This window comes from Niastella koreensis GR20-10 (assembly GCF_000246855.1).
Taxonomy (GTDB): domain Bacteria; phylum Bacteroidota; class Bacteroidia; order Chitinophagales; family Chitinophagaceae; genus Niastella; species Niastella koreensis.
Genome location: NC_016609.1, coordinates 2,260,193 through 2,278,519, shown reverse-complemented (window position 1 = coordinate 2,278,519; position 18,327 = coordinate 2,260,193). Strand labels below are relative to the sequence as shown.

Sequence of the window (18,327 nt, the reverse complement as noted above, 5' to 3'; positions counted from 1 at the left end):
TTATTTTTGATTCTTCGCCTGGCGAAAAAACCATTTCTTAGCCAGTTCTGCAGTGATGATATATGCTGCAACGATCAGCAACATCCAACCGTAATAAGCAACCGGCAGTTTTGAAAATGCCAGCAACCCCGCAAAGGGCGAATAAGGGATCAAAAGCACCAACGCAACCACTACCGACGTAGCTATGATCAGTTGCTTACCCGGTAAACTTTTGAAAAAAGGCAGTCGCGTGCGCATGACCAATACGATCATCGATGCTGAAACAACTGATTCAACAAACCAGCCTGTTTGAAAAACAGTTTCCCCGGCTTTCATAAAATGGATCAGCACGTAAAAAGTTAAATAATCGAATATGGAGCTGATCAACCCAAATACGATCATAAAACGCCTGATAAATTTGAGATCCCAGCTATGAGGTTTGCTAACGGCAATATCATCTACCCGGTCGCTTGCAATAGCCATTTCAGGAAAATCGGTCAGCAGGTTGGTCAGTAAAATTTGTTTGGGAAGAAGCGGCAGAAAAGGTAAAAATAAAGAAGCGCCGGCCATACTGAACATATTGCCAAAATTGGCGCTGGCCGCCATAAAAATATACTTCATGGTATTGGTGAATGTTTTGCGCCCGGCAATTATTCCGGTAATAAGTACTTCCAGGCTTTGATTCAACAAAACAATGTCCGCAGCTTCCTTGGCAACGTCAACAGCCGAGTCCACAGAGATCCCAACATCCGCCGCATGAAGCGCAGGTGCATCGTTTATTCCATCGCCCATAAAACCCACCACATTGCCCGATTTCCGCAACAGCTGGATGATCTTTTCTTTTTGATTGGGCTCTACTTCAGCAAAAATATGCGCCCGTACTGCCTGGTGCAGCAGCGCGTCGTTACTCATTTCATGGATCTGGCCGCCTGTTATTATCACCGGATCGTTCATCCCTATCTGTTGCGCCAGGCTGCGGGCAACCAGTTCATTATCGCCGGTAATTATTTTTAACTGTACACCCATATTGTGCAATTCCGTTATAGTTTGCAGCACATCTTTTTTGGGCGGATCGAATAAGGTTATAAAACCCTGGAATACCATATTCTTTTCATCGTTGCGGGTAAAATCCATTTCACCGGTCACCTGCCTGGTGGCAACTCCCAATACCCGGTAACCCGCATTGCATATTTTTTCATATTCGTTCTTTATTGCCTCCAGCTCTTCATCGATCGCAATCACCTGTCCGGTACCTGTTTCTACCCGGTCGCAAACAGCCAGCACGGCAGTTAAAGCGCCTTTTGTAATGGCTGTATAATCTGCTCCATGTTTCACTACTATCGTAAGTCTTTTCCGGAAAAAATCATATGGCACTTCCGCCTGTACGGTACACTCATCCAGGCTGTCACTGCAAGCTGCCTGGATGGCCTGATCGACAGGGTTTGTATATCCCCGCTGTAAGGAAGCATTCAGCCAGGCAAAGTGCAGGGTTTTCCCCGAAGGCTTTCCCTCGTAGTCAAGAGCATCTTTTAGCATTACTTTTCCCTCGGTTATGGTACCCGTTTTATCGGAGCAAAGGATATTCATGCTGCCGAAATTTTCAATCGACGACAGGCGTTTTACGATCACCTTGTTCTTTGCCATTTTTCTGGCGCCGGCTGCCAGGTTAATGCTGATGATGGCGGGTAATAATTGCGGGGTAAGTCCTACGGCCAGGGCCAGTGAAAAAAGTATGGATTCAAGGGCGGGCTTGTGCAACAGCACGTTCACCGAAAAGATGATGATGATAAGGATTAAGGTTATCTCCATCAGCATATACCCAAAGTGCCGCGCTCCTTTTTCAAAATCTGTTTCCGGCGTCCCTGATCTCAACCGGGCCGTGATAGCGCCAAACTCGGTATTCCTTCCCGTTTTAATTACCACTGCTCTCGCTTTTCCGCTTATCACATGAGCGCCCATGAAAAGGGTGTTGCTTCGTTTGGAAAGCGGCGCATCCGCAGGAACGGTCCCCGCTGTTTTTTCAACCGGAAATGTTTCACCGGTAAATGACGCTTCATTCACGTACAGGTCTTTTGACTCGAGCAACAAACAATCACCGGGAATTACATCACCGGCTTTCAATATTATTATATCGCCCGGAACAACCTGTTCAACCGGCAGCTCCGTTTCCTTTCCATTTCTTACGAGGGAACACCGGATCTGCACCATCTTCAACAACTCATTTACAGCATTGGTAGCGCCCCTTTCCTGCCAGAACCCAAGCAGGCTGCTTACAAGAATTATAAAAAGAATAATAAGCGCATTTGTCACGTCGTTCAACCCCATTGAAAGAAAAGCGGCTACAATAAGAAGGATGGTAATGGGACTCTTAAATTGACGCAGGAAAAGAACAATGGAAGAAGTGCGCGGCGTGGCTTTAAAAGTATTGGCGCCATATTTCTTCAATCTTGTGGCAGCATCACTATCCGACAGACCGCCCGGGTTGGCAGCCACTTCTTTCAATGCTTGCGCTATAGGAAAACTCCAGTATGCTTCCGGCCCTGTTACACTCATATCGGGTATTGTTTTTTATTTTTGATTGGCAGGCACCAATTTATTATTTCCGGCAGCGTGAAAGTAATGAGCGCGATCAATCTTCATCCTGACAAACATCATCGGCCTCACAAAAACTATAGGTTATATTGTTATTGTTTTAATATCAATCATTCAATTTTGAGTAAGTGGTAAACCACCGGAAAAATATCGGACATGTAAACGAAGCGCTGGATAAGCAAAAAGAACTCAATGAAATAAAGTCGCGCTTTGTAGCCATGGCTTCCCATGAATTCCGAACGCCCCTCAGTACGATCCTATCCTCTGCTTCCCTGGTGTTGAAATATGATCAAACCGGCGACCAGGAAAAAAGAGAACGGCATATTAAAAGAATTAAGGATTCGGTAAGGCACCTGAACGATCTGCTGGAAGATTTTCTTTCGCTTGGCAAACTGGAAGAGGGCAAAGTACAGGTTGCTTCCACACCTGTTGAACTGAACGGATTGCTGGAGGAAGTGGTGGAAGAAATGAAAACCGCTACCAGGGATGGCCAGCAGATCATAGTTTCCTGTGATAGTAAAGACGAATTCAGGTCCGATAAAGGTCTGTTGAAAAACATCGTTCTTAATTTATTAAGCAATGCCAGTAAATTTTCACCGGAAGGTGCTACCATTTGGATAAAAGCAGTACACCGGGATCACAAACTCACACTTTCAATAAAAGACAAGGGCATTGGCATCGCCACCGAAGACATGCCCTATATGTTCACCTCCTTTTACCGGGGCAGGAATGCAGTGAACATTCAGGGAACAGGTCTTGGGTTGCATATTGTAAAACGGTACATAGAACTGATGCATGGCAGCATCAGCCTGAAAAGCAAACTGCATGAGGGAACTACCGTCAGACTTGAGTTACCGGATCAACAGCAAATACTTCAACCTTAAAAACGGCTATCGTGAATAGTATGCTCTATATCCTGGTACTTTTAGCATCTGTTGTAGTTGATATTGTGCCTTTCATTGGGCCTCCGGCCTGGATTGTAATGGTTTTCTTTCAAATAAGGTACGACCTTAATATCTGGATGGTATTGGTAACCGGTGTTGTGGGATCCGGCATGGGAAGGTATTTATATAGTAAATACATTTATTTGCTTTCCAAACGTTTTATCAAACCGAAAAAGAATGAGGACATGCAATTTCTTGGCGCCAGGCTGGCTAATAAAAGCTGGAAGGTACAGCTGTTTGTTTTTGTATATACGTTGGTGCCACTACCTTCTACACCGTTATTTACCGTAGCGGGTTGCTCTAAAATAAAAACCCTGAATCTTTTACCCGCTTTTTTTGCCGGAAAATTTATCAGCGATGCCATCATGGTTTTTACCGGCCATTATGTTTCGGTAAATATCGACAGCATCGTTCATGGCCTGTTAACATGGAATGTTCTGGCAGGCACCCTTATTGGCATATTGCTTATATTCCTCTTCTTGTTTATCGATTGGCGAAAATTACTGGAGGAAAAAAAATTCGCCATGAATTTCAATATCTGGAATAAAGTTTAGTACTACTTATATAGTTTGTAATTCAAAATTAAACGTGGTTCCCTTACCCGGTTCGCTGGTTACTACTATTACTGCCTGGTGCAACTCCAGGATCTTCTTAACAATAGCCAGGCCAATACCCATGCCTTTTGATTCGGGTGAGCGGGGATGGATCTGTTTGTACCGTTCAAAAATATGGGTGAGGTCTTCAGGCGAAATACCTACACCGGTATCCGTTACCGCCACTTTTACCCCGGCATTCGTCTCCCTTAAAAGAATTGTAATGCTTCCTCCTGCGGGGGTGAATTTAAATGCATTATCCAGCAGGTTCTGCAACACCCGTTCGGTAAGCGAAATATCTGCAAACACCAGCGGTAAATTATCAGGCGCCTGAATGTTGAGTTTGATATTCTTTTCATCCGCCTTCAACTGGTAAGCCATCATAATATCGGCAGCCAGTTCGGCGATGAGGAAGGCCTCTTTCTCGGGTGTTATTAAGTTAGCTTCCAGTTTGGCGTATTGAAACAACTGTTCTACCAGCACAGATAATTTGCGGTTGCTGTCATATACGATGGCCAGGTATTTTTCCCGGTCGGCAGCAGCCAGTTCATCCTTTTTCATCATCAGCGTTTCCACATACCCCTGCATGATAGATAACGGTGTGCGAAGATCATGTGATACGTTCGCGATCAGCTCCTGGCGGAATTTATCGGTAGCAGAAATTTTATCGATGTTATCTACAATCACATCGGCCATTTCGTTAAAGGTGGAAGTAAGCATGCCCAGATTGCCCTGTGCATATCCTTCTATCCTTGCCGTATAATCGCCTTCTTTAAATCGTTTCACCACGGCGGCGATATGGCAAATACTGTCGGTGATAAGAAAAAACGTAACAACGCCTACGATGAATGCTACGGCCAGCGCCGCATAAAACATATAACTGGCCAGGCGTAAATACAGGTTGTTGTCTAACGACTGCAGAATGGCTTTTTGTTTTTCACTGGCCAGTACGGCATATACATAACCCACTAACCGGCCCTTTTCGTACACCGGGGCGGCAGAAAATATACTGGGCTCGCCCGGTTGTTTGGGGTTATCGCCCATAGGGCGTTTCATTTTATCGGCAGTAAGCCACTGTTTTACTTTGGTAATATTTACCTGGTGGATCTGTACGGTTTTATCCGGCACTACATAATCTTTTATATTACCTGCTGTATCCAGTAAATACACTTCCACACTGGGATTGGCCACCATGGTACTGTGAATGATGTCGTGCGTTACAGTAGTATCGGGCTTTCCATTCTTAAAAGGCTGGGTAAACGTTGCCAGGTGCTGCGCAATATCGCCATACAGTTCCTGGTGCGCGGCAGTATAATACGACCTGGAAAAATTGGACGCAATGATCACAAATACCACACCCAAAACAATCAACAGTCCTGTGAATACGGCAGTGATCTTCCAGAAAAGCCGGTTTCCTTTTATAGTACGTACAGACATTTATAACTCCTCGTTAAACCTGTAGCCTACGCCCCAGGTGGTTAAAATAAATTTAGGGTTCGATACATCTTCTTCGATCTTGGCGCGCAGGCGATTGATATGGCTGTTCACCGTGTGTTCATAGCCTTCAAAATCGTAGCCCCATACCAGGTTCAGCAAGCGCTTACGGCTATAGCTTTTGCCGGGGTTCGATGCCAGCAGCGTGATGAGTTCAAATTCTTTTGGAGAAAGGTCTACCCGGTTGTTATGAAGCGTTACCCTCCGTTTGTCAAGGTCTATTTCCAGTCCGCTTAAGTTTAATACCGAAGAGGCTGCTGCCGGACTGGCTTCGGCGGCAAACTCTTCAGTACGGCGGAAGATGACTTTTACCCGGGCAATAAATTCGCGGATGCTGAAGGGTTTGGTAAGGTAATCATCGGCGCCGGTTTCCAGCCCCATCACTTTATCTATCTCTTCGCTTCTGGCGGTAAGCATCAGGATAGGCGTTTGCCGGTCCGTTTGTCGCAATTTGCGGCAAACCTCCATGCCATTCAATCCCGGTAAAGTAATATCAAGTATTATCAGGTGAAAATGGCCTTCCTTTGCCGATGCCAGTCCTTTCAGGCCATCGCCCTCCGAAGCCACCTTACAACCCAAATCGTACAGGTGAATACGCAGCAGCTCTACTATATTGGGATCATCTTCGATGATCAGTACTGTTTTATTATCCATACTATGATGGAACAAAGTTGCAAAATAAAACCCTGGAATCATCACTGTGATACTTTTGTTACAATTCTGCGACACCTGTGGGATACAGTTTCTTTTGTTTTGTGGTATTAAAACACACCACAAATGAAATATAACTTGCTTAAAACGTGTACGTTATTCGCCTCTGTACTGTCACTGGCCGCCTGTAAAAAAGACAATGATATGCCCCCGGCCCAGTCAGAGACCATAACAATCGAGAATGTGCTGGACAGCAAACCGCTGGTAGAAACAGGTACTTTCCAGGGAACAGGCACCCCGCCGGTTATTCTGCCCGGTCAATCAACCACCTTTACCTTTTCCGCCGCTAAAAACCAGCGTCTCACCTTTGCCACTATGTATGGCTGGAGCAACGACCTGTTTTTTGCCCCTGCCAATCCGGGTATTAAATTGTACAACGATGATGGCTCGCCCATTACCGGTGATGTATCTGCCCAGATAAAACTATGGGACAATGGCACACGGGTAAACCAGAAACCCGGTTCAACAGTAGTTCATCCGGGAACCGCAGAAAGCGCCGCTAAAAATATCAAAGAGGTGAGCGGAACCGATGATTACGGCAATAGCTACCTGGCTGCTTCGCAATTGATGCAGGTATCGTTGGCGTATAATGGAAATTCTGTATTTACGGTTACCATCACCAACAAATCGGGCGGTACGGCCAATGAAACACCATTCAGTCCGGGTGTTTGGACCCTCTCTTACGTTGCCGGTGGTAATTTGCTGTTGCCTGAACCTGTTTACTCAGTTGGTAAAGTTTCCGCCAATGGCCTCACCAATATTGCAGAAATGGGCGACAACTCTGTACTGAATACTTACCTCATGGGCAAAACAGGCATCTTCACCCCATTGTCACCGGTATTGGTAGTAGTATATAATGGCCAGCAGAATCCATTCTTTATGGCAGGAGAAAATGACCGCGGCGAAGGCCTGAAAGACCTGGCGCAAAAAGGCAATGCCGATATTTTGGCAGCTGCACTGAAAACAAAATCAGGTGTTAAGGCGGTGTATGTGCTGAAAGAGGCCACCAACACGGTATTACTGCCCCGCACCGACGGCGCCAATGGCGGTAAGGTATCGCAAATGTTATCGGTAGTAAAAGGAGACAGAATTGCCATTGCTACGATGTATGGTTTTTCTAACGACTGGTTCTTTGCTACTTCAGGAAATGACTGGGATGCTACGCAAAAGGGCGATCTCTCTTCCGCTATCAGCCTGTGGGATGATGGCACCGCAATAAATCAATTCCCCGGCGCCGGTATTACGCAGTTCAACCTGGCCGGCACACCATTAACGGAATCAAAAGCCATCCAGGCAGTACCCAACCCTAATGGCTTTACTACCCTGCCTGCTATCAGCAACATCATTAAAGTAACTATTCAATAATTATACAAAATAAACAAACATGAAATCAATCAGCAAAGTGCTCGCAGCAACACTTATCCTTGCCAATCTTTCTTTGGTTACCCTGGCGCAGGACAAAAAACAGGAACAACCCAAAAAAGCCAAAACAGAAAAGAAAATGAAGATGAAAGATCACGTATGCACCCAGGCCTGCCATGACAGCGGCAAGCACGTGTATGCACATGGGGAGAAAGGGCATGTTTGTACGGATGCGTGTAAGAAAGGCTAATGCGATAATGAGATAATGTGATAATTCGATAATGCCTGCCAGTCGAAGCTTTAGCGAAGGCATGTGATAATGAAGTCCGGTTATAAAGGGCAAAGCTGTTTAAAAAGCAGTCTTGCCCTTTACCATTGTATTTCATTATCACATTATCGAATTATCACATTATCACATTTGTATTATGCATGAACCATCTGCATACACGCCTCTGCACATTGCCGGCATGCTTCTGCACAGGTACGGCAATGCTCCATACCCATAGCTGCATGTTTTTCACATTCGGCCGCACACTTCTGGCAAATCTCCGCACATTCACTCATCAGGTGTTCTGCGTGCTCCGATCCGCGGGCTAAATAACCAGCCATTAACAAACAGATATCCGCACAATCAAGATCGAGCTTAATGCATTTGGTAAGCATCTTAACATCTTCTTCCTCCAGGCATGCGCTTGCGCAATGATTGCATTCAGTTACGCAATTAGTCAGTAAGTTCAGCAACTGCGTATTTTGTTCGTGTGCCATATGATTTGGTTTTTAACAGCAAAAGGTTGAAAATATTATACCAGAAGTGGGGAGTTCTTTCCGCAATCGTGAAACGTGAAAGGGCCGGTCAACCTTTTATGTCCCTTTATCAACCCTGTCAACGCTACCAACTTGTTAACTGGTCAACCCGTCAACTGGTCAACCCACCTTCTAATCTCATTCTAATGCATCCATTTGAATCCGTGGTTGCGCAGTGTTACCGAATAGGTATCTTTGCGGGGAATTTAGCCCGATACAATTATGATCGCCATCTTCCGGAATAAACTGAAAAGGATCGTCGCCAACCTGAAAAGTGAAAGAGTAAAGCTGAATTTCATGCAGGGCCTGCCCTATTGGACAGCTTCGCTGCTGGCAGGTTTGCTGGCTGTGTTGTATGCGAAATTATTTGCCTGGGTAGAAGAAGCCAACATCTTCTTTTTGCATACTTACAAATGGAGCCTGTTAGTTATTACCCCCGTTTGTTTTATTCTTGGCTGGTGGACCATCAAACGCTTCTCGCCTTTTGCCCGCGGCAGCGGCATTCCCCAGATCATGGCTTCTATTGAACTGGCCACGCCAAAAGAACATAACAAAATAGACCGGATGTTAAGCGTTAGAGTGATTGTTGTAAAAATAATCTCCAGCTTAATAATGGTATTTGGGGGCGCCATTATCGGGCGCGAAGGACCTACCATCCAAATAGCCGGTTCCGTATTCAGGACTGTAAATAAATATTTACCCAGCTGGTGGCCCAGGATCTCTAAAAAGAATATGATCATCACCGGCGCTGCGGCCGGACTGGCAGCGGCTTTCAATACGCCGCTAGGTGGAATTGTGTTTGCCGTGGAAGAATTGTCAAAAACACATATCAGCTATTTTAAAACGGCCCTGTTTACCGCCATCATTGTGGCGGGGTTAACTGCGCAGGCCCTGTTGGGGCCCTACCTGTATTTAGGCTATCCCGATGTTACGCATTTATCATCCATTGTTTTTGTATGGGTGATCCTGTTAGCCATTATAGGAGGCCTTTTCGGCAGCGGCGTTTCAAAATTGATGTTATACATCATGAATTGGAAATCCCGCTTTACAAAGAAATATCAAAACATTTTTTATCTCATCATTGGGGGGGTACTGATTGCCCTGGCCGGCATTTTTATTCACTCCGATGCCATAGGCTCAGGTAAGAGTGTTATGACAGGCACGTTGTTTACCCCCAACAAATATGTACCCTGGTACCTGCCCTTTGTGCGGATTGCAGGCCTTATTACTTCTTTTACAGCAGGCGCTGCAGGTGGTGTGTTCGCCCCTTCCTTAAGTATCGGCGCTTCTTTTGGCTCCTGGATAGCCGGTTTATTACACCTTTCCTTAACCGATACCAACCTGGTTATTCTGGTTGGTATGGTGAGTTTTTTAACCGGTGTAACAAGATCTCCTTTTACCTCAGCCATCCTGGTGTTGGAAATGACGGACCGGCATAACGTGATCTTCTACCTGATGCTGGCTGGTTTACTCGCCAACCTGGTTTCGTTATTAATTGACCGGCATTCGTTTTACGATCATTTAAAAGTTGGATACCTGAAGGAGATCAATCATGTTGATACCAGTGCAGAGAAACCCGTACCGGAGATCATTTCAACTGATAAAGATAATTTTTAAATTCATCCAGGAATAAACCATAAGAACTGCGGCCATATAATTTCCCCATGTTTCTCGCGCCCTGGTAGCCTGCAAGGATGTACAATGCAATTTGTTTGGCATTGTGGGTTAAGGCCAGTTGCCCTGTTTCCTGTCCTTTAACAATAGCCTGCTCAATAGCTTTTTGCCAGGCGCTGAATTGCTTCTTTAATGTTTTGCGGAAAAGTTCATTAACGGGCGCCATTTCACTCATAAGGTTTACTGCGGGGCAGCCATATTCAACTTTAAAAAACGAATGCTTCAGTAACAGCCCGCTCATCATGTTGTACAGGTTCTCCCTTACATCATCCGACTCCTCCAGCTTCGCTTTAATAAAGGGGAACACTTCATTATAGATCACCTCATCGATGATGGCGAGGCCCATTTCTTCCTTGTTTTTGAAATGATAATACAAGGCCCCCTTGGTAACCCCGGTGGTGGCCAGCATTTCATCTATGCTGGTGGCCTGGTAACCGTTTTGATAAATAAGCTCAAAGGCTTTTTGCAATAAATCTGCCCTGGTGGCTTTCGCTTTTGACATTTGGTATTACTTATAGTATGGGGCAATCATCAGATACACGATCACGCCGGTTAAACTTACGTATAACCAAACAGGCATGGTATAGCGGGTGATCTTTTTGTGCAGGGACACTTCCATATTCAATCCCCGCCCAATAGAGATCAGGGCTAAAGGAACTGTAATTATAGCCAGGATAATATGGGTGATCAGAATAAAATAGTAAATGTAACTGATGACTCCATCACCCCCGAATTTGGTAGAGGGTGTAGTGAAGTGATACAGCAGGTATGACAATAAGAATATTGACGTACACGAAAAAGCTGCGAAAATAAAATTACGATGCCTGGTTATCTTATTTTGCTTAATGGCAACCAGGGCCAGCAACAGAAAAATGAAAGTAGCCCCGTTCATGATCGCGTTCAATAATGGCAAAAACGACAGATCATATTCCTTAATGCCTTCTTTAAAGGGGAAGAAAAAAGCGAGCACAATAAGTCCGTTGATACCCAGCGCCAGCGCCCAGGTTACCGGTTTATAATTCCTGACCATTACATCTTTTTTGTTTTGGCAGCGAAGGTAAACCATAAACATACTAACTGGTATGTTTTATAAAAAATAAATTCCCCGGCCATTTTACCGTTACATTTTACCGGTTAATAACTCCTGCTTTATGTAAGACCCTTATCTGAATCGTATTTTTAGGTTTGTTATGAAATCAATTACAGGAGCACTTAAATTTATTATTGCCATCATCGCCTGGCTGGTATTTACATCCGGCCTTGTACTTACCTGTATTGGGATCTATGACTTTGGCAAGGTGTTTGTTTACCTGGCAAATGGCGCCGAACATACAACAAGAATGATGGCTATTGGTCTTTTACATGCGGTTGATATTTTCCTGGTGGCCATCGTCTTCTTTGTGTTGTCAATTGGTTTTTTCGTTTTATTTGATAGTGGAGAAAACCCTTCTCCTGTACGGATCCCCCAATGGCTGCAGGTTAGAAATTTTACGCAATTAAAGGTCATCCTGTGGGAAGCGATATTGACCACACTGGTGGTAAGCTGGCTGGCAGATCTTGTTGAAAAAGAGATCAACGTAGAAAAAACAGATATTCATTCGCTGATAATTCCGGCAGGCATCCTCATTATCGCGTTAAGTTTATTTGTGCTTAAAAAGGGAGAACATTAACCCTGCGCCACCTTTACCTCGCCGTTAGACTTTAATTTTCCAGCCCGGCAAAGGGGTCTATTTAAACGGGAATATGCGTCAGTTCACAATTATTCTTTTTTTGGGCATTCCCGAAAATGAAAATTAATAAATGTTTAAAGAAACATTATCTTCACCCTCAGTTTTTTTCATCATCTTTAAAAAAATAACGAATATGAATTTCAAAAAAAGCCTGCTGGCTGCCGCCTTACTGTTAGCATTCTCTGCTGCTACTTTTGCTCAAACTGAGCCTGCAAAACAGGACAAGAAAGAAAAACCTAAAAAAGAAAAAATGCCTAAGGACACAACAAAAAAGGCTGAGCACCACCACGAGAAGAAAGCAAAAGAAGAAAAGAAAGGTTAATTCTAACTACGATATAAAAGAGAGCCTTCAGGTAAAACTGAAGGCTCTCTTTTATTTAATAGTGCTGTTAATACATTATTGATTCAACTGTAACAATTTACCTGTTATTGTTTTATTTCCTATCCGTAACACGTACATCAATTGTGCCGATTTGGTTAACGGCATGTTAACGTCGAAAGTATTTATCCCCCGTAACATACTTCCCTGAAAAACGGTTTTTACTTTTTGCCCAAGCAAATTATACACTTCCAGGCTTCCCTTTCCTGCTTCAGGAATGGTTACTACAAATTTTACGATAGTGCTAAAAGGATTTGGGAAAGCTTTAACCGTCGTTTGCCCTTCAGTTGGAACTACAGGTGCGGTGGCATCGGTGACTAACCTGGCTGCCGGTTGTGAACAATCAGATGCATCACAACTAACCCCATTTGAAATACAACCCGAACTTATTGAACTAACCTTTATACCGGTTACCGAGCCCGCAGGCAGGTTACTGAACACCGGCGACGTTTGCCAGGTACCGCCGTTATCAATGCTATACTGATAGTCTGCGCCAAGCGGGGTCTTGATGGTTACACTACCCGTTGTTGGTCCGCACAGCGAAGGTTGTACCACGCAAATAGTTGGTGTGGCCGGCGCGTTCGTAGTTACCGTAACCATTACCTGGTCGGTATTGCTGCAACCTGAGGTGGTATTGGTTTTGGTTACTGTGTACGTAGTAGTGGCCGATGGATTGGCGGTTGGGTTGCTGGCAGTGGCATTGCTTAAACCGGTGGCTGGCGACCAGGAATAAGTGAACCCGCTTACCGCTGTTTCACCTATTTGTTTGCCGCTGGCGTTGGAAGTACAGGTCTTGGTAAAATCGTCACCAGCATTGGCAGTCACTACTGCATTATCAACCGTTACCATTACCTGGTCGGTATTGCTGCAACCGGTGGTTGTATTGGTTTTGGTTACCGTATAGGTAGTAGTTGTGGAAGGATTAGCTGTTGGATTGCTGGCAGTGGCATCACTCAGGCCAGTGGCTGGCGACCAGGAATAAGTGAACCCACTTACTGCGGTCTCTCCTATTTGTTTGCCGCTTGTATTGGAAATACAGTTTTTGGTAAAGTCGTCACCGGCGTTGACCACTACAGCGGTATTATTCACCGTTACCACCACCTGGTCGGTATTGCTGCAACCGGTGGTTGTATTGGTTTTGGTTACCGTATAGGTAGTAGTTGAGGAAGGATTAGCTGTAGGATTGCTGGCTGTGGCATCACTTAAACCGGTGGCTGGCGACCAGGAATAAGTGAATCCGCTTACGGCTGTCTCTCCTATTTGTTTGCCGTTGGCATTTTGCGAACAGGTTTTTGTAAAGTCATCACCCGCATTGGCGGTAACAGGCGCAGAAGCAGTTACAGTTGTAAACCTCGTAGACCTACAATTTAAGGCGTCCGTAATAGTTACGGTATACGTTCCGGCTACTAACCCCGTAAGGTCCTGTTGGGTTGCCTGTCCCGTAGGTATAACACCGCCATTGCTGGCTACCCAGGAATACGTATACGGAGCTTTTCCACCCATTGGCGTCATATCAATAGCGCCTGGTGTGGAGCAGGTAGCATTGGTAACACTAAAGCTGGCGTTCAACCCGGTATTAATTTGGATGGAATCGAGCGTACCGCATTTGGGATTGATGGTAGCAGAATTGAGCGTGGCGCAGGTGCTTTTGGGCGAAGCGTCTGTCCATGCCAGAAAGAGATCTTTAATAGTTAACGACTGACCACACACGTAGCCAATCTTGTTAAACACCAGCGTGGTGGTATCGTTTTGTACTACAGGACCTCCACAACCATTAATTGACCTGGTTGAAGAAATGGTTCCATTACTGTTACGAATAACCAGGGTGCCCCAGAATGCAAAAGCAGTTCTTGTTGAACCGGTTTTGTTATAAATGCGCAAATTCAGATTCCTGTACACCGAATCACCGGCGGTACAGGTGTTACAAAGATCGCTACCCGGCAAGGTGGCGCCCACCAGCGTAAGGTCTTTGGAAGTACAGGAAGTGGCAGGTGGAAACGTAGTGGTTGTTTGCGCAAAGGCCTGGGAAGAAAAGATGCAGGCCAGCAGAAAAAAAACGAGCTGTTTGGTTTGGGTAAAGGGGTGACTCATAAACAATTGTTTAAGGTTAAGAAAATAGAAGGTCATCATGGGTAAATGACATACCCATGCAGGTTCGGCCTCAGTAAAGCATTGGAAATGGCGTGTCGGTCAAAAGGAATGGATCAGGTAGTTCAGTGGATAGAAACTGAGATTGGATATATGTTTTCTCAACAGGAGACTGGGTTGAACGGGGCTGATATAATATTTATTTCACATATCTAAAGTAGTTCAATATTGGATACAGGCAAAATGACTGTGGTCAGTAATTTTAGTTGGCGCTGTAAAATATCTATTGTAATCCCATATCTACAGCTGCGATCTGGGAAATAACAACCGTTTGATGGCCCTGTACTTTGGGGAATGAATAAACAAAAAGACCAGGAGGGCGAAAATGCGTTTATGGCCGAAGGGGCCTGGCGGTTGAAGAAAGCAGCGATCTATACCCGTTATGAATTTACCGAAAAATCAGCAGAAGAACTGGTGTTGGAACCAGCCTTTGAATCGCATACGATCTTTGGTATTCATGCCTTCACCCTGGGCGGCAGTTATGATCTGTTTGAAATAGCCAGCACCCGCGTGGCTGCCGGTGGTCAATAGAGTTTTTACGGTGCCCCGGTGCTTTTTACCGAAAAAACCCAATAGCTGTACAGGTATACCTGAGAATATACCCGGCCCTGATGAAAATGGAGATGAAGGAACACTAATTGCATATCACAGCCAATATGGGCAGTACAACCGGATTGTTAGCAAGAACAAAAAAGATATTGAAAGTATTGGGACCGGGATTAATAACCGGCGCCAGTGACGATGACCCATCCGGCATTGCCACCTATTCGCAGGCCGGGGCCCAGTTTGGATTTCAGACGCTCTGGACAGCATTGATAACACTTCCATTAATGACCGGCATCCAGGAAATGTGCGCCCGCATTGGCCTGGTAACAACGGTAGGCCTTACGACTACTTTAAAAAGGCACTATCCCAAATGGATCCTGTACCTGATGATGGTGTTCAGCATCCCGGCCATCATCCTGAATATTGGGGCCGACATTGCAGGCATGGGCGCCGTGGCCAATCTCCTTTTCCCTTCCATTAAGCCCATTGTCTTCAGTTTTGTGTTTACCGTGGTGCTTTTTGTGTTGATCGTATTTCTGCCCTATGAAAAAATAGTGGCCGTATTAAAGTATCTCTGTCTTTCCATGTTCCTGTATATTGCGGTTCCTTTTTTCACTCATCCCAACTGGACGCAGGTACTACGGAATACGGTTGTTCCCAGTATACAATTCAATAAAGATTTTATCGAGATCCTGGTGGCTATCCTCGGCACCACCATCTCCCCTTACCTGTTCTTCTGGCAGGTAACTATGGAAGCAGAAGGCGTTAAATCGGCCAAACAACTGGTGCTGGCGCGAAGAAAACTGAACCGGACCGATAAGGAAAATCCCGATGCCCGGGAGCAGGGATTTGTAATGCGTATGATCAAAAAAATGCAACTCGACGTCAACTTCGGAATGTTTTTGTCAACGCTGGTGATGTTCTTTATCATCCTGGCAACCGGTTCTGCCCTTAACCTGCATGGTATAAAACAAATCGATACGGTTGAACAGGCAGCCAAAGCCCTGGAACCTGTAGCAGGCAAGGCATCCTACCTGATGTTTGCATTGGGTGTAATGGGGACCGGGCTGCTGGCCATCCCGGTTTTAGCCGGATCGCTTTCCTATGTGGTTGCCGAAACGTTTGGCTGGCGCGCCAGCCTTGACCATAAATACTGGCAGGCAAAGGAATTTTACCTGGTTATATTGGTTTCGCTGGCGGTAGGGCTGCTGATCAATTACATTGGCCTGAGCCCCATAAAAGCTTTGTTTTATACAGCCATCTTATACGGCCTCACCTGCCCTATTATTATTGCCATTGTACTGCACATTGGCAACAATAAAAATATCATGAAGCAATATACCAACAGCAGGTTATCGAATACGTTAGGCATTCTCACTCTTATAATAATGACCGCTGCAGCCGCTTCATTGATCTATTTTCAGTTTGTTTGATGCTGAAATTCCCTAGCAGGATGTTGATAAATTATCACGGCTATAGGTTTAGGGAAGGACCGGTTTTTGGAGTCATTCCAGGTAAACCAGTCGTATGAGAAAAACACATTACAACCAATCCCACTATTTAAAGCTGTCCCTGCCTGTTATAGGCGCCGCTCTGTTGCTTTGGGCCTGTTCTTCCAAAGAGCTTGGCCACCCGGCAACCGGGGCCACCCGAACCGGCAAAACAGAAGCCATTGCAGCAGTGGCGCCGCCCACAAAAGCAGAAGCCTTGCTGGCCATGCAATGTTATAACAATGCCTTTTATGTGCAGTATGGCACCTACGGCCCCTCTTACAAAGCCTATTACTATTCCGATGTTAACCATACCGGCCGCATGGATTTCTGGAGGCAGGCCGAAGCCATTGAAACCCTGATCGACGCCTATACCATTAACAACGATGCCGATCTCAAGAACAAGTTTGTGTACCTGTACAATGGAATGCGGGATGCGTATGGCTTGTTGTGGAGCTCGAACAGTTATAATGATGATGTGATCTGGGGGGCGCTGATGTGCATCCGCGCTTTTCAGTTCACCAACGACGGCGGCATGAAAGACATGGCGAAAAACAACTTCGACATGGTATGGGCCCGCGCCTGGGATACCAACCTGGGCGGCGGCTTATGGTGGACAACCGGCAAAACCAGTAAGAATGCCTGTGTAAATGCACCAGCTGCAATATGTGCCGTGTATTTGTACCAGGCAACCGGCGACGCCGGGTACTTAACCAAGGCCAAAATGATCCAGGACTGGATGGTGAGTAAATTATATGGAAGTAATGGCGCGGTAGCCGGGGCCATGAATGCAGCCGGCGCCATCACCGAAGGCACCCGCACCTACACCCAGGGCACCTTTATTGGTGCCTGCAACTTGTTGAACGGTTATTATCCAACCGCAGGTTATGTGACCATGGGTAAAAATGCAATGAACTATACAAAAGCCAGCATGTGCAACTCTGCCGGATTATTGCCCGATGAATATGATACGGACGACTGTCAGGGTTTCAAAGCCATCTTTGCCCGCTGGGCCTGCAGGTTCGTACACGACCAGGCATTACAATCCACGTATGCCGACTGGCTGAATTACAATGCGGAAGAAGCATGGAAGTACCGCAACTCCAATGGCCTCATGTGGGGACAGTGGTGGCACCGCACTTCCGATACCTATGTGAATTCATTTGAAACCACCTGTGGCGTGGCTATGATGAATGGCGTGTGGGTTTTTTAAAGTTGCCGGCCGGAAGATGCGGTATTCCTCCAGTCAAGAGAAAACAGGAGTTCCATCTTCCGGTATAACTCTTTTAAATCGAAAGGTTTTTGCAGGAAAAATGTGGCGCCTAAGTCCTTCGCTTCTTCCAGGTGGGCCGGGTCAAAAACACCGGAAAAAATAACAATGGGCACCCGGCTATAATCCGGGAGTTTGCGAATACGGGTCAATACCTCCTTGCCACTTAGCAGCGGCATGCGCCAGTCGAGAATAATAAGATCGGGAACAGCGCCGGGTTCACCATTTGCCATCCTGGCAAGGGCGGATTGTGCGCTTTTTTCGTAGATCAGGATTGTGCTTTTGCAACACTCGTTCAGGGCAGCCTTAAAAATAAAATGTTCCTCATCGTCATCATCGATAAGAAGTACCTTTTCAGGAAAATCCATGCGTATTGGGTTCTGTAATGAAACAATACGGCCTAACCAAAAGAGATCGTTCGCCTTGCGATAGAATGCTAAGATAATTGTCTATCAAAAATTTATCAAATATATTTCGTCTTATCAGTCAGTTCGCACAGCAATGAGTTCCAGTCGCTTTTGTCGTGATTACGCATTTAAGTGCTAACACTTAACCGGCGATTTATATCATTAAAATCATATTAAATGGTTTACTTTTTGTTGTAGCAGGCA

The 18,327-nt window shown here is 45.4% G+C and carries 18 protein-coding genes; 10 read left to right on the top strand and 8 right to left on the bottom strand.

From position 1 onward, the window contains the following. Positions 1–2,532, bottom strand: coding sequence for a magnesium-translocating P-type ATPase (gene mgtA / locus NIAKO_RS09165; RefSeq protein WP_014218136.1), 2,532 nt, complete (start codon positions 2,530–2,532; stop codon positions 1–3). Between the two features lie 167 nt (positions 2,533–2,699). Between mgtA and NIAKO_RS09160 the strand changes: the two genes are divergently transcribed. Together NIAKO_RS09160 and NIAKO_RS09155 are read left to right on the top strand one after the other, a co-directional pair. Then, positions 2,700–3,455, top strand: a complete 756-nt coding sequence (locus NIAKO_RS09160; RefSeq protein WP_014218135.1) for a sensor histidine kinase — start codon at positions 2,700–2,702, stop codon at positions 3,453–3,455. Between the two features lie 20 nt (positions 3,456–3,475). Then, positions 3,476–4,069 (top strand): hypothetical protein, encoded by a 594-nt coding sequence (locus NIAKO_RS09155; RefSeq protein WP_107685689.1) that lies wholly within the window; start codon positions 3,476–3,478, stop codon positions 4,067–4,069. Between the two features lie 6 nt (positions 4,070–4,075). Here NIAKO_RS09155 and NIAKO_RS09150 read toward each other — a convergent pair whose 3' ends face one another. Then, complete coding sequence (locus NIAKO_RS09150) at positions 4,076–5,545, bottom strand: sensor histidine kinase (RefSeq protein ID WP_014218133.1); 1,470 nt, start codon at positions 5,543–5,545, stop codon at positions 4,076–4,078. Beyond that, positions 5,546–6,256, bottom strand: a complete 711-nt coding sequence (locus NIAKO_RS09145; RefSeq protein ID WP_041346542.1) for a response regulator transcription factor — start codon at positions 6,254–6,256, stop codon at positions 5,546–5,548. Positions 6,257–6,379: 123 nt separating this feature from the next. Between NIAKO_RS09145 and NIAKO_RS09140 the strand changes: the two genes are divergently transcribed. Both NIAKO_RS09140 and NIAKO_RS09135 read left to right on the top strand, forming a co-directional pair. Continuing rightward, a complete protein-coding gene (locus NIAKO_RS09140) occupies positions 6,380–7,678 on the top strand; it encodes a spondin domain-containing protein (RefSeq protein WP_014218131.1) in 1,299 nt (432 codons plus the stop codon). A 19-nt stretch (positions 7,679–7,697) separates the two neighbouring features. Continuing rightward, entirely contained in the window at positions 7,698–7,925 is a 228-nt protein-coding gene (locus NIAKO_RS09135) for a hypothetical protein (RefSeq protein ID WP_014218130.1), read from the top strand. Positions 7,926–8,098: 173 nt separating this feature from the next. Here the strand turns inward: NIAKO_RS09135 and NIAKO_RS09130 are convergent, their stop codons facing one another. Beyond that, positions 8,099–8,440, bottom strand: a complete 342-nt coding sequence (locus NIAKO_RS09130; RefSeq protein WP_014218129.1) for a four-helix bundle copper-binding protein — start codon at positions 8,438–8,440, stop codon at positions 8,099–8,101. A 261-nt stretch (positions 8,441–8,701) separates the two neighbouring features. Here NIAKO_RS09130 and NIAKO_RS09125 point away from each other — a divergent pair, with 261 nt between their 5' ends. Beyond that, positions 8,702–10,096, top strand: a complete 1,395-nt coding sequence (locus tag NIAKO_RS09125; protein WP_014218128.1) for a chloride channel protein — start codon at positions 8,702–8,704, stop codon at positions 10,094–10,096. Here the strand turns inward: NIAKO_RS09125 and NIAKO_RS09120 are convergent. Both NIAKO_RS09120 and NIAKO_RS09115 read right to left on the bottom strand, forming a co-directional pair. Next, on the bottom strand, positions 10,068–10,655 hold the full coding sequence (locus NIAKO_RS09120) for a TetR/AcrR family transcriptional regulator (protein WP_014218127.1): 588 nt from the start codon (positions 10,653–10,655) through the stop codon (positions 10,068–10,070). The two genes, NIAKO_RS09125 and NIAKO_RS09120, sit on opposite strands and share 29 nt — an antisense overlap. Positions 10,656–10,661: 6 nt before the next feature. Beyond that, entirely contained in the window at positions 10,662–11,183 is a 522-nt protein-coding gene (locus NIAKO_RS09115; protein ID WP_041348308.1) for a DUF420 domain-containing protein, read from the bottom strand. Positions 11,184–11,343: 160 nt separating this feature from the next. Here NIAKO_RS09115 and NIAKO_RS09110 point away from each other — a divergent pair, with 160 nt between their 5' ends. Then, the gene (locus tag NIAKO_RS09110) at positions 11,344–11,823 is read left to right on the top strand and encodes a YqhA family protein (RefSeq protein ID WP_014218125.1); all 480 of its coding nucleotides are present in this window, start codon (positions 11,344–11,346) and stop codon (positions 11,821–11,823) included. Positions 11,824–12,016: 193 nt separating this feature from the next. Continuing rightward, positions 12,017–12,205, top strand: a complete 189-nt coding sequence (locus NIAKO_RS09105; RefSeq protein WP_133055340.1) for a hypothetical protein — start codon at positions 12,017–12,019, stop codon at positions 12,203–12,205. 75 nt (positions 12,206–12,280) lie between these two features. On the opposite strand, the gene NIAKO_RS09100 is transcribed toward NIAKO_RS09105, so the two are convergent. After that, positions 12,281–14,353, bottom strand: coding sequence for a T9SS type A sorting domain-containing protein (locus tag NIAKO_RS09100; RefSeq protein WP_014218123.1), 2,073 nt, complete (start codon positions 14,351–14,353; stop codon positions 12,281–12,283). Positions 14,354–14,704: 351 nt separating this feature from the next. Here NIAKO_RS09100 and NIAKO_RS09095 point away from each other — a divergent pair, with 351 nt between their 5' ends. The 3 genes from NIAKO_RS09095 to NIAKO_RS09085 all read left to right on the top strand — a co-directional run bounded on the left by NIAKO_RS09095 (position 14,705) and on the right by NIAKO_RS09085 (position 17,659). Next, on the top strand, positions 14,705–14,941 hold the full coding sequence (locus NIAKO_RS09095) for a hypothetical protein (RefSeq protein WP_041346539.1): 237 nt from the start codon (positions 14,705–14,707) through the stop codon (positions 14,939–14,941). Positions 14,942–15,066: 125 nt separating this feature from the next. Further along, on the top strand, positions 15,067–16,389 hold the full coding sequence (locus NIAKO_RS09090; protein ID WP_014218122.1) for an Nramp family divalent metal transporter: 1,323 nt from the start codon (positions 15,067–15,069) through the stop codon (positions 16,387–16,389). A 94-nt stretch (positions 16,390–16,483) separates the two neighbouring features. Further along, complete coding sequence (locus NIAKO_RS09085; RefSeq protein WP_014218121.1) at positions 16,484–17,659, top strand: glycoside hydrolase family 76 protein; 1,176 nt, start codon at positions 16,484–16,486, stop codon at positions 17,657–17,659. Here NIAKO_RS09085 and NIAKO_RS09080 read toward each other — a convergent pair. Beyond that, positions 17,656–18,084, bottom strand: a complete 429-nt coding sequence (locus tag NIAKO_RS09080) for a response regulator (protein WP_014218120.1) — start codon at positions 18,082–18,084, stop codon at positions 17,656–17,658. The two genes, NIAKO_RS09085 and NIAKO_RS09080, sit on opposite strands and share 4 nt — an antisense overlap. Positions 18,085–18,327: the final 243 nt, after the last annotated feature.

What these genes read in the sequence shown, in the direction of transcription:
- NIAKO_RS09115 (WP_041348308.1), bottom strand. Translation starts at nt 11,183, where the DNA reads ATGGTCAGGAATTATAAACCGGTAACCTGGGCGCTGGCGCTGGGTATC.
- NIAKO_RS09085 (WP_014218121.1), top strand. Translation starts at nt 16,484, where the DNA reads ATGAGAAAAACACATTACAACCAATCCCACTATTTAAAGCTGTCCCTG.
- NIAKO_RS09090 (WP_014218122.1), top strand. Translation starts at nt 15,067, where the DNA reads ATGGGCAGTACAACCGGATTGTTAGCAAGAACAAAAAAGATATTGAAA.
- NIAKO_RS09100 (WP_014218123.1), bottom strand. Translation starts at nt 14,353, where the DNA reads ATGAGTCACCCCTTTACCCAAACCAAACAGCTCGTTTTTTTTCTGCTG.
- NIAKO_RS09140 (WP_014218131.1), top strand. Translation starts at nt 6,380, where the DNA reads ATGAAATATAACTTGCTTAAAACGTGTACGTTATTCGCCTCTGTACTG.
- NIAKO_RS09130 (WP_014218129.1), bottom strand. Translation starts at nt 8,440, where the DNA reads ATGGCACACGAACAAAATACGCAGTTGCTGAACTTACTGACTAATTGC.
- NIAKO_RS09080 (WP_014218120.1), bottom strand. Translation starts at nt 18,084, where the DNA reads ATGGATTTTCCTGAAAAGGTACTTCTTATCGATGATGACGATGAGGAA.
- NIAKO_RS09120 (WP_014218127.1), bottom strand. Translation starts at nt 10,655, where the DNA reads ATGTCAAAAGCGAAAGCCACCAGGGCAGATTTATTGCAAAAAGCCTTT.
- NIAKO_RS09110 (WP_014218125.1), top strand. Translation starts at nt 11,344, where the DNA reads ATGAAATCAATTACAGGAGCACTTAAATTTATTATTGCCATCATCGCC.
- NIAKO_RS09150 (WP_014218133.1), bottom strand. Translation starts at nt 5,545, where the DNA reads ATGTCTGTACGTACTATAAAAGGAAACCGGCTTTTCTGGAAGATCACT.
- NIAKO_RS09155 (WP_107685689.1), top strand. Translation starts at nt 3,476, where the DNA reads ATGCTCTATATCCTGGTACTTTTAGCATCTGTTGTAGTTGATATTGTG.
- NIAKO_RS09135 (WP_014218130.1), top strand. Translation starts at nt 7,698, where the DNA reads ATGAAATCAATCAGCAAAGTGCTCGCAGCAACACTTATCCTTGCCAAT.
- NIAKO_RS09145 (WP_041346542.1), bottom strand. Translation starts at nt 6,256, where the DNA reads ATGGATAATAAAACAGTACTGATCATCGAAGATGATCCCAATATAGTA.
- mgtA (WP_014218136.1), bottom strand. Translation starts at nt 2,532, where the DNA reads ATGAGTGTAACAGGGCCGGAAGCATACTGGAGTTTTCCTATAGCGCAA.
- NIAKO_RS09095 (WP_041346539.1), top strand. Translation starts at nt 14,705, where the DNA reads ATGAATAAACAAAAAGACCAGGAGGGCGAAAATGCGTTTATGGCCGAA.
- NIAKO_RS09125 (WP_014218128.1), top strand. Translation starts at nt 8,702, where the DNA reads ATGATCGCCATCTTCCGGAATAAACTGAAAAGGATCGTCGCCAACCTG.
- NIAKO_RS09105 (WP_133055340.1), top strand. Translation starts at nt 12,017, where the DNA reads ATGAATTTCAAAAAAAGCCTGCTGGCTGCCGCCTTACTGTTAGCATTC.